Below are 13,398 nucleotides of genomic sequence, written 5' to 3'. Positions count from 1 at the left end.
GAGAATGGTATTCCGCGCCCGGAAAAGAGGTGCCCCTCTCGACGCCCGTGCCGCCCCGCCGCAGGATCGGCACCCGAGGCAATGCGGAGGCGGCGGCATGATCGTGGAGAATCCGAGGGCGGTGGGGCTCTGCCCGGAACGGCTGGGCCGGGTCGGGCACTGGGCGGAGGCGCTGGTGGCGTCGGGCCGGCTGGCGGGGGTGACGACGCTGGTGGCGCGGCGCGGCCAGGTGGCCTGGCTGCACAGCACCGGCATGGCCGACCGCGAGCGGGCCGTGCCGATGACGCCCGAGACCATCGTCCGCATCTATTCGATGACCAAGCCGCTCACCAGCCTGGCCATCCTGATGCTCTACGAGGAGGGCCGCTTCCAGCTCGACGACCCGATCACCCGCTTCCTGCCCGGCTTCGCCAACATGCGCGTGGCGGTGGGCGGCGGGCGCGGCAAGATCGACACCGTGCCGGCGGAGCGGGACATCACCTTCCGCGACCTGCTGACCCACACCTCGGGCCTGACCTACGGCTTCATGCAGGCCACGCTGGTCGATGCGCTCTACCGCGAGCAGGGCGTGGACTTCCAGACCGCCGAAACCAGCCTGGAGGATGTGGTGGCCCGCGCCGCCGCCCTGCCGCTGATCGCCCAGCCAGGGCGGGAATGGAACTACAGCATCGCCACCGACGTGCTGGGGCACCTGGTCGCCGTCATCTCCGGCCAGCCCTTCGAGGATTTCCTGCGGTCGCGCGTGCTTCAGCCGCTGAAGCTGGTGGACACCGACTTCCACGTGCCGGAAGCCAAGCACCCCCGCCTCGCCGCCAACTACGCGCGCGGCGCGGGCGACAGCCTCGCCCTGATCGACGACTCCGCCACCAGCCGCTACCTGCGGCCGCGCACCGTCTGCTCCGGCGGCGGCGGGCTGGTCTCCACGGCGGCGGATTACTGGCGCTTCTGCCGCTTCATGCTGAACAAGGGGGAGCTGGAGGGGGTGCGCCTGCTCGGCCGCAAGACGGTGGAACTGATGACCGCCAACCACCTGCGCGGCGACATGGCGGCGATGGGCCAGCCGCGCTGGTCGGAGAGCACCGCCGAAGGCATCGGCTTCGGCCTCGGCTTCTCCGTCACGCTGGACCCGGCGCGGGCGCAGATCCTCGGCACGCCGGGGGAATATGCCTGGGGCGGCGCCGCCTCCACCGCCTTCTGGATCGACCCGGCCGAGGAGATGGCGGTGATCCTGCTCACCCAGCTCATGCCGTCCTCGGCCTATCCCATCCGGCGGGAGCTGCGGGTGCTGACCTACCAGGCCATCATCGACTGAGCGGGAGAAGGCCGGGGGAAGAAATTCCCCCGGACCCCCATCTTCTTTCTGTCAGCCGGGGGTGCGCGGGCGGCCGAGGAAGCGCTCGAAGGCCGCCAGCGTCGCCTCGCTGACATGGTGCTCGATGCCCTCGGCATCCATCTCCGCCACCTCCGCCGGCACGCCGAGCGCCAGCAGCACATCCACCACCACGCGGTGCCGGGCCTTCACCTCAGCGGCCAGCGCCTGCCCCTCGGCGGTGAGGAACACGCCGCGATAGGGCTTGGAATGCGCCAGCCCCTCCCGCTTCAGCCGGGCGATGGCCTTGATGGCGGTGGCATGGGAGACGCCGAGGCGCCGGGCGATGTCGGTCGGGCGGGCCTCGCCCGTGCCCTCCAGCAGGTCGGCGATCAGCTCCACATAGTCGTGCAGCAGGGCGCTGGCGCGGGCCGAGCGAGCCGAGGCGTGGCGCGCCGCCTCCCGCATCGCGTCGCCGGCCGGGGGGGCCGCCTTGTCATCCTCCATCGCCACCCTGCGCCATGCCCGTGAAGTTGCCGTGATGGGGGGCCTCTAGCAGCCAGGGAAGCCCTTGCGCAAAATGTAGCCTTGGCTTCAACATGGCGCCATCGCTTGAAGATGGCGCCGCTGGTTCCAGATGAAGACACTGTCACGAGAAGCCGGGAGACCGTCAGAATGACCGAGGCCCGCATGCCGCCTTCCCCTCCCCTCCTCCCCCCGCGCCCCGCCCGGCCGGGGCGGCGCGCCCTGCTGGCCGCCCTGGCCGGGCTGGCGGCGGCGCGGGCCCTGCCCGGCGCGGCGCTCGCCCAGCTGGCGGCGCCCCCGGTGCTCGCCACCACCGCCATGATCGGCGACCTGGCGCGCCGCATCGGCGGCGGACGAATCGCGCTCGACGTGCTGATGGGCGAGGGGGTGGACCCGCATCTCTACAAGCCGACGCGCGGCGACATCGCCCGGCTGCTGAAGGCCGAGCTGGTGCTCACCAACGGGCTGCTGCTGGAAGGGCAGATGACCGGCGCCTTCGAGCGCGTGGCGCGCGCCGGCAAGCCGGTGGTGGCGGTGGCCGAGTCGCTGCCGCCGGAGTTCCTGCTCTCCCCCGAGGGCGCGGCCGGGCACCACGACCCGCATGTGTGGATGGACCCGCAGGCTTGGTCGCGCGCGGCGGCGCTCATCGCGCAGCACCTCACCACGCTGGAGCCGGCGGGCGCGGCGGCGTTCGCGCGCAACCTCGCCGACCTCCAGGCCGAGCTGGCGGCACTCGATGCCTGGGCGGAGCAGGCCATCGCCTCCATCCCGGCGCGGCAGCGGGTGCTGGTCACGGCGCATGACGCCTTCAACTACTTCTCGCGCCGCTACGGGCTGGAGGTGATGGGCATCCAGGGCCTCTCCACCGAATCCGAGGCCGGTCTGCGCCGCATGGAGGAGCTGGTGGCGCTGCTGGTGGAGCGCGGCATCCCCGCCGTCTTCGTCGAGAGCTCCGTCTCGGACCGCAACGTGCGGGCGCTGGTGGAGGGGGCGGCGGCGCGCGGCCACCGCGTCGTCATCGGCGGCTCGCTGTTCTCGGACGCGATGGGCGCGCCCGGCACCTATGAAGGCACCTATCCCGGCATGATCGACCACAACGTGACGACCATGGTGCGGGCGCTGGGCGGCGAGGCGCCGCCGCGCGGCTTCGCCGGCCGGCTGGCGGAGGCCCGGTGAGCATCGCCCCGCCCGCCCTCGAGGTGCGCAACCTCTCCGTGGCCTACCGGGAGGCGCCGGTGCTGCGCGGCGTCAACTGGCGCGCGCCTGCCAGCGGCCTCACCGCCATCGTCGGGCCGAACGGCGCCGGCAAGTCCACGCTGCTGAAGGCGGCGCTGGGGCTGGTGCCGCGCCTCGCCGGCGAGGTGCGCTTCTTCGGCCAGGAGCTGCGGCAGGCGCGCCGGCGCATCGGCTACCTGCCGCAGCGCGCCAGCGTGGACTGGGACTTCCCCGCCACCGCCCTGCAGGTGGCGGCCATGGGCCGCTACCCGCGCGTCGGCTGGTTCCTGCCGCTGCCGCGCGCCGAGCGGGAGCGCGCCCGCGCCGCCCTGGCCGAGGTGGGCATGGCCGATTTCGCCGGGCGGCAGATCGGCCAGCTCTCGGGCGGGCAGCAGCAGCGCGTCTTCCTCGCCCGCGCCCTGGCGCTGGAGGCCGATCTCTACCTGATGGACGAGCCCTTCGCCGGGGTGGACGCCGCCACCGAGCGGGCCATCATCGACGTGCTGCACCGGCTGGGGCGGGAGGGGCGTGCGGTGATCGCGGTGCATCACGACCTCGCCACGGCGCCGCAATACTTCCAGCATGTCTGCCTGCTGAATGGCGGGGTGGTCGCCGCCGGGCCGATGGAGACGACCTTCACGGCCGAGAACCTCTCGCGCACCTATGGCGGGCGGCTCAGCCTGCTGGACGAGGCGGCGCTGCGCCCGGCCGCCGCCCCGCCGGCCGGCCGGCCGCTGCGGGCCGTGCCATGATGGAGGCGCTGTTCCAGGCGCTGACGCTCAGCGGCGGCTACAATGCGCGGGTAGTGGCGCTGGGCTGCGCCGCCTTCGGGCTGGCGGCCGGGGCGCTGGGCTGCTTCGTGCTGCTGCGCGGCCGCGCGCTGATCGCCGACGCCGCCGCGCACGCCACCCTGCCGGGCCTCTGCCTCGCCTTCATCCTGGCCGCCGGCATGGGCTGGAACCCGCGCAGCCTGCCGCTGCTGATGGGCGGCGCGGCGCCCACCGCGGCGCCGGGCGTGCTGGCGGCCGCGGCGCTGCCCCGCGGCGGCCGCCTGCGGGACGACGCGGCGATGGCGCTGGTCATCTCCATCGGCTTCGGCATCGGCGTGGCGCTGCTCTCGGTGGTGCAGTCGCTGCCGGTGGGCGGGCAGGCGGGGCTGTCCAGCTTCATCCTCGGCCAGGCGGCGGGGATGAGCGCGGCCGATGCCTGGCTGATCTTCTGGTTGGCCCTGGCGGCGCTGGCGGCGGTGGCGGTGCTGTTCCGCCCCCTCGCCGTGCTCTGCTTCGACGCCGATTTCGCCGCCGCGGCCGGGCTGCCGGTGCGCTGGCTCGACCTCGCCCTGCTGGGGCTGATGCTGGCCGTCACCGTGGCGGGGCTGCGCGCGGTGGGGCTGATCCTGGTGGTGGCGCTGATGGTGGTGCCCGCCGCCACCGCCCGGCTGAGCACCGAGCGCCTCTCGGTGATGGTGCCGCTGGCCGGGCTGCTCGGCGCCTTCGCGGCCTGGATGGGGGCGGGGCTTTCCGCCGCCGCGCCATCGCTGCCCACGGGCGCCACCATCGCCCTGGTGGCCTGCGCGCTGTTCCTGCTGGCGCTGCTCTTCGCGCCGGCGCGCGGGGTGGTGGCCTTCGCGCTGCGCCAGCGCCGGCTGCGCCAGGAAGCGGCGATGGAGGCACGATCGGCATGACGCTGTTCCTGCAACTCGATTTCGCGGCGCTCTCGGCGGCGGTGCTGGCCTGCCTGGCCTGTGGCCTGCTCGGCAACCTGCTGCTGCTGACGCGACAGAGCCTGCTGGGGGATGCCATCAGCCATTCCGTGCTGCCGGGGCTGGTGATGGGCTTCATTGTCACCGGCACGCGCGCCACCCTGCCGATGGTGCTGGGCGCCATGGCCGCCGCCGTGCTGGCCGCGCTGCTGATCTCCCTGATCCGCCGTCTGGCGCGGCTGGAGGCGGGGGCCGCCATGGGCGTGGTGTTCTCCGGCATGTTCGCGCTGGGGCTGGTGCTGATCGAGGTGAGCGGCGCCCGCTCCGTCGATCTCGACGTGGACTGCGTGCTCTACGGCCAGCTGGAGGCGCTGATCTGGCCCGCCGCCACCGGCCTTTCCTCGCTGTGGGACCCGGTGGCGCTGGCCGACATGCCGCAGGAGACGCGCACCCTGGCCGGCGTGCTGGCGCTGACGCTGGCCGGCCTCGCCCTGCTGTGGAAGGAGCTGCGGCTGGCGGCCTTCGACCCGGACTTCGCCGCCAGCATCGGTTTCGCGCCGCGCGGCCTGTCGCTGGTGGTGCTGGTGCTGGTCTCGGTGGCCTGCGTGGCGGCCTTCTGGGCGGTGGGGTCGATCCTGGTGATCGCCGCCCTGGTGGCGCCCGCCGCCATCGCCCGCCTGCTGACCGACGACTACCGCCGCCAGTTCCTGCTCTCGGCCGCGGCGGCGGTGCTGATGGGGGCGGGTGGCTATGGCGCCGCCATCCTGGTGCCCTGGCTGCTGGGCCTGGGCCATGGCCTGAACGCCGCCGGCATGATGGCCGTGGTGGCCGGCCTGCTGCTCGCGCTGGCCTGGGCCTTCGGGCCGTATGGGCGGGTGCGGCGCGTCAGTGTGGCTTGAGGAAGAACCTTCTTTTTCTGAAGAAAAAGAAGCAAAAAGACTTTGTCAGTTTGGCGCCGCGCCCAACGTCAGCGCGGCGCCAACTGGTAGAAGTTTTTTGGTCCTTTTTTCCAAAAAAGGACGTCTTCCTTACGCTGCCTTCCTCCGGCTGCTGACGCGCGCCTTCTCCGGCGCGTTCTCCACGCGCCCGCGCCGCTGCTGCTTCAGCACGTCCTCGATCCAGGCATCCAGCCGCGCCGTCTCGGCCTCGGCCTCGGCGCGGTCGGGGTAGGCGCCCTCGAAGCGCAGCGAGAGCCAGCGCCAGGCGACGAGGCGCTTGTGCACCTTCTCCGCCCGCTGGAGTTCCTCGCCCGAGGCGCGCTCAGGCGCCGGCAGCCGGCCGGCGAGCGGCGGCATCACCGGCCGCCCCGCGCCGTGGTCCACCGCCCAGCGCGCGAGGCGGGTGATGCCGTTGTCCCGCTCGTCCACCGGGCACATGGCGTAGGTCCAGCGGTCCAGCAGCGAGAGGTTCGCCACGCCGTCGATGGCCGAGGCGATGGCCATCTGCTGGGTCAGCTCGGCCAGGCGGTAGTTCGGGTCGTCCTTGCGCAGCACGGCGCGCTGGATGCGGGCGAGCACGCCGAACAGGCTGTCCGTGCCGATCTCCTTGGCCACGGCGGCGATGATGTCGGCATCCGGCTGCACCTGCGGGCGCAGCTCGGCGGGCGGCGCGTGCGGCGCATCCAGCAGGGCGCGCATCGCCTCCGGGTTGCCGGCGCCGGCCAGCACGGCGACGACGCCGCCCTCATGGTGGCCGTAGCGCCCGGCGCGCCCGCCGATCTGCTTGATCTCCTGGCTGTTCAGGTCGCGGCGCTCCTCGCCGTCGAACTTCTTCAGCGTGGAGAAGATGACGCGGCGGATCGGCAGGTTCAGCCCCATGCCGATGGCGTCGGTCGCCACCAGGATATCGGCCTCGCCGGAGCGGAAGCGGGCGGCCTCGGCGCGGCGCACCTCGGGGGAGAGCGCGCCATAGACCACCGCCACCTTGCGGCCGCGCTTCACCAGCTCCTCGCGCAGCCCCATCACGTCGCGGCGGGAGAAGGCCACCAGCGCGTCGCCCTCCTTCAGCCCGCCGAGCGGCACGGGGGTGGTGGAGGCGTGCAGCGGGCCCTTGCGCTGCAGCGAGATCTCCTCGACCTCGTCGCCGCACAGCTCGGCGATGCGCTTGACCATCGGCACGCATTCCGGCGCGCCGAGCACGAAGACCTCGCGCGCCGGCACGCCCATCAGCGCCGCCGTCCAGGCCGCGCCGCGGTCGCGGTCGTGCAGCAGCTGCGCCTCGTCGATGATGGCGACATCCACCGGCGTGTGGAACGGGCACATCTCCACCGTGGCGGCCAGATGCTTGCTGCCGGGGGCCAGGATGCGCTCCTCGCCGGTGGAGAGCGCCGCCTCGACGCCGCGCGCCGCCAGCGCCTCGCGGAACTCGTGCGCCAGCAGGCGCAGCGGCGCCAGGGCCAGCCCGCTCTCGGCCCGGGCCAGGCGGTCGAGCGCCGTGTGGCTCTTGCCGCTGTTGGTCGGGCCGGTGACGATGACGATGCGGCGGATCATCGCCCGCGCCGTGGCGAAGTGGGCGGCGTAGCGGTCGAGCGCCGCGGCGCGGGCCACGGCGGCGTTGGCCACCTTGCCGCCGCGCCCGGCCAGGGCCGCGGCACGCGCCAGCCCCTGCTCGGTGCCGCCGCGCTGCGGCGCGCGGCCGGAGCGGTCGCCCTGGCGGCTGTCATTCTGGGCGCGCTCGGCCTCGCGCCAGCCGGCCACCTCGGCGCGCAGCGGCTTCAGCTCGGCGGGGTCGAACTCCCAGCGCTCGCGGCCGCCGGATTTCGGCAGGCGCAGCTTGCGCGCCACCGGCAGCAGCCCGGCGGCCACCCAGCGCAGCGCCTCGCGCTCCGTGCAGCCGAGCAGGCCGGGCAGCGCCTCGATGCCGACGAGGCTGCGCTCCCACTCGCGCAGGCGCTTCACCTCCTCGCGGCGCTTCTCGCGCGCATTGGCCTCGGCGGCGCGCAGCTCCTGGCGGCGGCGCTCCTCGACATGCGCGGCGGCGCGGGAGAAGCGGGCGCTCTCGCTCTCGTCCAGCCCGTGTGCCTCGGCCACGGCGCGGGCCAGGGCGGCGTGCCGCTCGGGCGAGAGGGCGGTGCCGGTGACATCCACCAGCTCGGCCTCCACCGCCTCCAGCGCGGCGCCGGGGCGCGGCGCGGCGTTGCGCAGCCGGGTGCGGATGGCCGCGTCCAGCGCCGCGCGCAGCCGATCCTCGGAGGGCTCCGGCTCGTCGATCGTGGCGGCGGCGGCCTCGGCCTCGGCGCGGCGGGCCCAGACCTCGCCGGCGCGGTTGGCCATGGCCACCATCGCCGAGGCCCAGCCCTTGCGGCGCACCTGGCACAGCGCCTCGCGCACCGCTTCGGCATCGGCCGGCAGGCGGCGGGCGACAAGGCGGATGAGCTGCGGCATCTCGCGCTGCTCCACCCTCAGGCCCGCCGCCAGGATGGCCGCTTCCGCCGGGTTGGCGGGGGGCAGGGTGTCGTCATGCATGCGCGGTGAAATCCTCTCGAAGCGGCCCCGAACAGGGCAAGGTGCCTGACATATCGGAAACGGAACCCTCAATGCCAATGCCTGTCCTGCGTGCAAGCTCCTGGCCAGGGGCATGGCACATATCAGGCCAGGGCGGGGCAGGTTACGAATTTTCAACAGCAATTCCGCGTGCAAGGGCCGCGCAACCCTGCCGGGCAGGGGGTGTTCACCGCTTCGGGACCGGCAGAAAGGGGCGAGGACGGTGTGGAACGCGATTCCCTATTGCGGCGCGGGGCCTGTGCCGGACGCGCTGTGGAGCCGCTGGAACCTTGACCCTTACCTGCTGAGCGCCCTGGCGCTGCTGCTGGGCTGGGCCGTGCTGCGCCCGCCGGGGCGGCCTCGGCACGCGGCGTTGGCGGGCTGGGCGGTGCTGGTGCTGGCCTTCGTCTCGCCGCTCTGCGCGCTCAGTTCGGCGCTGTTCTCGGCGCGGGTGGTGCACCACGTGCTGCTGGTGACCGTGGCGGCGCCGCTGCTGGCCCTGGCCCTGCCTTCTCCGCGCCGCAACCTCTCCCTCGGCCTGGCGGTGCCGGCGCACATCCTGGCGCTGTGGCTGTGGCACGCGCCGCCGCTCTACGCCGCCGCCCTCTCCTCGCACGCGCTCTACTGGGCCATGCAGGCCAGCCTGCTCGGCACCGGGCTGTGGTTCTGGGCCGCCGCCCTGGCGCGGCGCGAGACACCCCTGCCCTACCTGGCCGCGCTGCTGACGATGATGGCACAGATGGGCCTGCTCGGCGCGCTCATCACCTTCGCTCCCGGCGCGCTCTACCTGCCCCACCTGGAGACGACGCAGCCCTGGGGGTTCTCGCCGTTGCAGGACCAGCAGCTTGGTGGCCTGATCATGTGGGTGCCGGCCAGCCTGGCCTATCTCGGCGCCGCCCTGCTGCGCGCGGCGGAAGGGCTGCGCGAGCCGCGCCGGGGCGCAGCCTGATGCCGGCGCCCGAGGCCGCCTGGCTGAAGGCCGCCCATATCGCCTTCCTCTGCGTCTGGTGTGCCGGGCTGGTCTTTCTGCCCGGCCTCTTCGCCGGGCGCGCCCGCCAGCCCGACCAGCCGACGCTGATGCTGCTGTGGCGCTTCACCTGGGTGGGCTACCGCGTGGTGCTCTCGCCAGCCGCCGTGCTGGCCATCGCCACCGGCACCGGGCTGATCTTCGCCTACCAGGTCTTCGTGCCGTGGCTGTTCCTGAAGCTCCTCGTCGTCGGCGCCATGGTGGCGCTGCACATGTACTACGGCCTGGTGCTGGCGGAGCTGGCCGAGCCGGAGCATTGCTATCCGCGCTGGCGCTCGGCGGCGCTGGCCGTCGCCGCCAACCTCCTCATCCTCGGCGTGCTGCTGCTGGTGCTGGGCAAGCCCGAGATCGGCCCCGATGTCTTCCCGGACTGGCTGCTGCAGCCCGGGAAGGGACAGGAGCTGTTTCAGTCGTCGCTCGAGAGCATGAGGCCGATCTGATGCTCGAACACCAGCTTGCCGCCATGCCAGCCCGCCAGCCCGACGAAGAAGGCCGCCAGCAGCGAGAGGAACAGCCCCCAGGGCAGCGGCGTGATGTCGGCCCCCGCCAGGCGCAGGCCCCAATTGGCGCCGGCGATGGAGAGCAGCATCACGGCGGCGACGAAATGCGTCCAGCCCGCGCTGTGGCGGCGGATGCCGCGCACCAGCAGCAGCTCCGCCGTGCCGGAGAGCCCGGCCAGCAGGCCGAGCCAGAAGGCGAAGCCGCTGGCCCACAGCCCGGCCCGCACCCAGAAGGGGTCGGCGGTCCACCAGTAGAACACGTCGCAACCGAGGGTGGCCATGATCAGCGCGATGGGGAAGGCCACCAGCATGGCATGGATCGGGTGGCCGGCGACGGCCACCTTCGAGCTGACGCCCTCGCTGGTGAGTTCGGGGATCGGGTCGGCCATGCGGTGCGCGCTCCTCTGGCGGGGTATGGCGTGAGCCGTGGTCGGGTCGCTGCTGTAAGCGATGGCGGGCGGCGGGAGTTCCAGCGCGCAGCGCCGGAATGGTTTCGTCGGGCGGCGCCCTCTCTGCTTGGGCGCGCCGCGCCGGCTCTCTCTCGGCGCGCCGCGCCGGGTGCGGCCCTCCTCCTGGCCGGCTGCTCCGGCCCGCTCTCCACGCTGGACCCGGCGGGGCCGGGAGCGGCCTCGGTGGCGACGCTGTGGTGGGTGATGTTCTTCGTGGCCACCGCCATCCTGCTCGGCGTCTGCGCCGTGGCGCTCTACACGCTGCGGCGGGAGCGGCGGGGGCGCGGGCTGCATGTCGGCCGCTTCGTCGCCGGCTGGGGCGTGGCCTTCCCGGTCACGGCGCTGGCGGTGCTGCTGGTCATAGCGCTGCGCACCGGCGAGGGCATGCTGCCGAAGCCGGGGCCGGAGGGCGCGCTGCGCGTCGCGGCGCGCGGCCAGCAATGGTGGTGGTCCTTCACCCAGTGGGACGCGGCGGGCAACCCGGTGCACAGCGCGGGCGAGCTGCACATCCCGGCCGGGCGCGCGGTGGATGTGCACATCACGGCGGCCGACGTCATCCACAGCTTCTGGGTGCCGCGCCTGACCGGCAAGCTGGACGCCATCCCCGGCCATGAGAACGTGCTGCGCCTGCGCGCCGACGCGCCCGGAATCTACGAGGGGCAATGCGCCGAGTTCTGCGGATTGCAGCATGCCCAGATGGATTTCCGCGTCATCGCCCACCCCCCCGAGGCCTACGCGGCCGCGCTGGCGGCGCTGGCCACGGCGCGGCCGGACCCGGCGCATCCCGGCGCCGCCGACTTCGCCGCCAACTGCGCCAGCTGCCACGGCACCGACGCCCGGGCGGAGAGCGCCGCGCCCAACCTCGCCGGCCTCGCGCAACGCGGGCGCATCGGCGGCGGCACGCTGCGGAACGAGGGCCAGGAGAGCGTGCTGCTCTGGCTGCGCCGGCACGAGACGCTGAAGCCCGGCAGCCGGGAGCCCTCCCACGCCGCGCTCGACGACGCGACGCTTGCCCGCATCGCCGGCTACCTGGAGACCGCCCGATGAGCATGACGCCGCCGACGCCGATCCGCCGGCACCGCCTGCTGGAGGCGATCTGGGGCACGCAGCCCGGCCTCGGGCGGCTGGCGGCGGTGAACCACAGCATCGTCGGCAAGCGGTTCATGATGACCGCCTTCGTCTTCTTCGCCATCGGCGGCATCCTGGCGATGCTGATCCGCGCGCAGCTGGCGCGGCCGGGGCATGTCTTCATGCCGCCCGAGCAGTACAACCAGGTCTTCACCATGCATGGCACGGTGATGATGTTCCTCTTCGCCATCCCGATGTTCGAGGGGCTGGCGCTCTACCTGCTGCCGAAGATGCTGGGCGCGCGCGACCTGGCTTTCCCGCGCCTCTCCGCCTTCGGCTATTGGTGCTACCTGCTGGGCGGCGGCTTCATCATCGGCGCCATGCTGGCGGGCGTCGCGCCGGATGGCGGCTGGTTCATGTACACGCCGCTCTCCTCCGCCACCTATTCGCCGGGCATCAACGCCGATGTCTGGCTGCTCGGCATCACCTTCGTCGAGATCTCGGCGATCAGCGCGGCGGTGGAGTTCACCACCACCATCCTGAAGATGCGCGCCGCCGGCATGGCGCTGCGGCGGATGCCGATCATCGCCTGGTACTTCCTCGTCACCGCCGTGATGATGCTGGTGGGCTTCCCGCCGCTCATCCTGGGCAGCATCCTGCTCGAGATCGAGCGCGCCTTCGGCCTGCCCTTCTTCGACCCAGCGCGCGGCGGCGACCCGCTGCTGTGGCAGCACCTGTTCTGGCTGTTCGGCCACCCGGAGGTCTACATCATCTTCCTGCCGGCGGCGGGGGTCATCTCCACCGTGCTGCCCGTGTTCGCGCGGCACCGGCTGGTGGGCTACAACGCCATCGTGCTGGCGCTCATCGCCATGGGCTTCCTCAGCTTCGGGCTGTGGGTGCACCACATGTTCGCCGTGGGCATCCCGCACATGGCGGTGGGCTTCTTCTCGGCCGCCAGCATGGCGGTGGCGATCCCGACGGCGGTGCAGATCTTCGCCTGGCTCGCCACGCTGCTGAAGGGCCGGCCACGCCTTGACCTGCCGATGCTCTATCTGCTCGGCTTCTTCTTCATCTTCGTCAATGGCGGCCTCACCGGCGTCATGGTGGCCGTGGTGCCGTTCGACTGGCAGGTGCATGACAGCTACTTCGTCGTGGCGCACCTGCACTACGTGCTGGTGGGTGGCTTCGTCTTCCCGCTGATGGCCGGCGCCTACTACTGGATGCCGCTGGTGACGGGGCGGATGCCGATCTACCACCTCGGCCGCGCCGCCTTCTGGCTGATCTTCGTGGGCTTCAACCTCACCTTCCTGCTGATGCACCTGACCGGCCTGCTCGGCATGCCGCGCCGCGTCTATACCTACCCCGCCGGCATCGGCTGGGACTGGCTGAACCTGCTCTCCTCGGTGGGCGGCTTCCTGACGGCGATCGGCTTCGCGCTGTTCGCGGTGGACATGCTGATGCAGCGCCGCTTCGGCCAGCACGCGCCGCGCAATCCCTGGGGGGCGGAGAGCCTGGAATGGTCCCTCCCCCTGCCGCCGCCGAGCTACAACGCCGCCAGCCTCGGCCCCGTGGAGAGCCGCGACCCGCTGGCGGACCGCCCCGATCTGGGCCGCGAGCAGGCCGCCGGGCAGCACTACCTCGCCACGCCGCGGCATGGCTGGATGGAGACGCTGGGCGTCGAGGCCGTCAGCGGCCGCCCGGACCAGCTCATCCTGCTGCCGCAGCCCAGCCTCGTGCCGCTCTGGACCAGCCTCGCCACCGCGCTGTGCTTCCTCGCCGTGCTGCTGAAGCAGTACTGGCTGGTGGGGGTGGGCGTGCCGCTGTTGCTGGGCTGCGCCCTGGCCTGGCTGTGGTCGATGGGCCTGCGCGAGGACCCGGCGCCGGTGCCGATCGGCCATGGCGAGAGCGCCCTGCCGCATCCCGGCGTGGCCTCGCAGCCCGGCTGGTGGGGCATGGCGCTGCTGCTGCTGGCCGATGCGGCGCTCTACGCCTCGCTGCTGTTCGGCGCGCTGTTCCTGTGGGTGGTGGCGCCGGGCTGGCCGCCGCCGGCGCTGCTCGGCTTCTCGCCCTCGCTGATCCTGCTGGCGCTGGCGGGGCTGCTGGGGGCGCCGCTGGCGGGCG

At 73.1% G+C, this 13,398-nt stretch carries 12 protein-coding genes; 9 read left to right on the top strand and 3 right to left on the bottom strand.

Annotated features, from left to right (window positions below):
- Positions 1–97 precede the first annotated feature (97 nt).
- Positions 98–1,312 carry a serine hydrolase domain-containing protein gene (locus ACFOY6_RS11075; protein ID WP_379632188.1) on the top strand — a complete coding sequence of 405 codons (1,215 nt, stop codon included), beginning with the start codon at positions 98–100 and terminating at the stop codon, positions 1,310–1,312.
- A 51-nt stretch (positions 1,313–1,363) separates the two neighbouring features.
- Here the strand turns inward: ACFOY6_RS11075 and mntR are convergent, their stop codons facing one another.
- Positions 1,364–1,816, bottom strand: coding sequence for a manganese-binding transcriptional regulator MntR (gene mntR / locus ACFOY6_RS11070; RefSeq protein WP_109515543.1), 453 nt, complete (start codon positions 1,814–1,816; stop codon positions 1,364–1,366).
- Positions 1,817–1,984: 168 nt separating this feature from the next.
- Here mntR and ACFOY6_RS11065 point away from each other — a divergent pair, with 168 nt between their 5' ends.
- Genes ACFOY6_RS11065 through ACFOY6_RS11050 form a run of 4 tightly spaced genes read left to right on the top strand, consistent with a single transcriptional unit; the run spans position 1,985 to position 5,650 of the window.
- Positions 1,985–3,010: a metal ABC transporter solute-binding protein, Zn/Mn family gene (locus tag ACFOY6_RS11065; protein ID WP_379650709.1), complete on the top strand. Its 1,026-nt coding sequence runs from the start codon at positions 1,985–1,987 to the stop codon at positions 3,008–3,010.
- Positions 3,007–3,801, top strand: coding sequence for a metal ABC transporter ATP-binding protein (locus ACFOY6_RS11060; RefSeq protein ID WP_109515544.1), 795 nt, complete (start codon positions 3,007–3,009; stop codon positions 3,799–3,801). Before ACFOY6_RS11065 ends, ACFOY6_RS11060 begins: the two co-directional genes overlap by 4 nt.
- Positions 3,798–4,733 (top strand): metal ABC transporter permease, encoded by a 936-nt coding sequence (locus tag ACFOY6_RS11055; protein ID WP_379650707.1) that lies wholly within the window; start codon positions 3,798–3,800, stop codon positions 4,731–4,733. Before ACFOY6_RS11060 ends, ACFOY6_RS11055 begins: the two co-directional genes overlap by 4 nt.
- On the top strand, positions 4,730–5,650 hold the full coding sequence (locus ACFOY6_RS11050; protein ID WP_109515545.1) for a metal ABC transporter permease: 921 nt from the start codon (positions 4,730–4,732) through the stop codon (positions 5,648–5,650). The genes ACFOY6_RS11055 and ACFOY6_RS11050 overlap by 4 nt, the downstream gene beginning before the upstream one ends.
- A 129-nt stretch (positions 5,651–5,779) precedes the next feature.
- Here ACFOY6_RS11050 and ACFOY6_RS11045 read toward each other — a convergent pair whose 3' ends face one another.
- A complete protein-coding gene (locus ACFOY6_RS11045; protein ID WP_379650705.1) occupies positions 5,780–8,215 on the bottom strand; it encodes a helicase-related protein in 2,436 nt (811 codons plus the stop codon).
- Positions 8,216–8,456: 241 nt separating this feature from the next.
- Between ACFOY6_RS11045 and ACFOY6_RS11040 the strand changes: the two genes are divergently transcribed.
- Positions 8,457–9,182, top strand: coding sequence for a cytochrome c oxidase assembly protein (locus tag ACFOY6_RS11040; protein WP_379650703.1), 726 nt, complete (start codon positions 8,457–8,459; stop codon positions 9,180–9,182).
- The gene (locus ACFOY6_RS11035) at positions 9,182–9,700 is read left to right on the top strand and encodes a CopD family protein (RefSeq protein WP_109515548.1); all 519 of its coding nucleotides are present in this window, start codon (positions 9,182–9,184) and stop codon (positions 9,698–9,700) included. Before ACFOY6_RS11040 ends, ACFOY6_RS11035 begins: the two co-directional genes overlap by 1 nt.
- Here ACFOY6_RS11035 and ACFOY6_RS11030 read toward each other — a convergent pair.
- Positions 9,667–10,149, bottom strand: coding sequence for a DUF2231 domain-containing protein (locus ACFOY6_RS11030; RefSeq protein WP_109515549.1), 483 nt, complete (start codon positions 10,147–10,149; stop codon positions 9,667–9,669). The genes ACFOY6_RS11035 and ACFOY6_RS11030 overlap by 34 nt on opposite strands.
- Between ACFOY6_RS11030 and coxB the strand changes: the two genes are divergently transcribed.
- Both coxB and ctaD read left to right on the top strand, forming a co-directional pair.
- Complete coding sequence (coxB, locus tag ACFOY6_RS11025) at positions 10,075–11,256, top strand: cytochrome c oxidase subunit II (RefSeq protein WP_379650700.1); 1,182 nt, start codon at positions 10,075–10,077, stop codon at positions 11,254–11,256. The two genes, ACFOY6_RS11030 and coxB, sit on opposite strands and share 75 nt — an antisense overlap.
- Positions 11,253–13,398 (top strand): cytochrome c oxidase subunit I (gene ctaD / locus ACFOY6_RS11020; protein ID WP_379650698.1); only part of this gene is annotated, 2,146 nt, incomplete at its 3' end. The genes coxB and ctaD, both read left to right, overlap by 4 nt.

Source organism: Teichococcus aestuarii, from assembly GCF_042651065.1.
GTDB lineage: Bacteria > Pseudomonadota > Alphaproteobacteria > Acetobacterales > Acetobacteraceae > Pseudoroseomonas > Pseudoroseomonas aestuarii.
The sequence above is the reverse complement of the archived record's forward strand: the minus strand, read 5'-3'. Positions and strand labels throughout refer to the sequence as shown.

Excerpts from the sequence above, each read along its gene's own strand:
- ACFOY6_RS11065 (WP_379650709.1), top strand. The coding sequence starts at position 1,985 with ATGACCGAGGCCCGCATGCCGCCTTCCCCTCCCCTCCTCCCCCCGCGC.
- ACFOY6_RS11050 (WP_109515545.1), top strand. The coding sequence starts at position 4,730 with ATGACGCTGTTCCTGCAACTCGATTTCGCGGCGCTCTCGGCGGCGGTG.
- ACFOY6_RS11075 (WP_379632188.1), top strand. The coding sequence starts at position 98 with ATGATCGTGGAGAATCCGAGGGCGGTGGGGCTCTGCCCGGAACGGCTG.
- mntR (WP_109515543.1), bottom strand. The coding sequence starts at position 1,816 with ATGGAGGATGACAAGGCGGCCCCCCCGGCCGGCGACGCGATGCGGGAG.
- ACFOY6_RS11045 (WP_379650705.1), bottom strand. The coding sequence starts at position 8,215 with ATGCATGACGACACCCTGCCCCCCGCCAACCCGGCGGAAGCGGCCATC.
- coxB (WP_379650700.1), top strand. The coding sequence starts at position 10,075 with ATGGATCGGGTGGCCGGCGACGGCCACCTTCGAGCTGACGCCCTCGCT.
- ACFOY6_RS11035 (WP_109515548.1), top strand. The coding sequence starts at position 9,182 with ATGCCGGCGCCCGAGGCCGCCTGGCTGAAGGCCGCCCATATCGCCTTC.
- ACFOY6_RS11030 (WP_109515549.1), bottom strand. The coding sequence starts at position 10,149 with ATGGCCGACCCGATCCCCGAACTCACCAGCGAGGGCGTCAGCTCGAAG.
- ACFOY6_RS11055 (WP_379650707.1), top strand. The coding sequence starts at position 3,798 with ATGATGGAGGCGCTGTTCCAGGCGCTGACGCTCAGCGGCGGCTACAAT.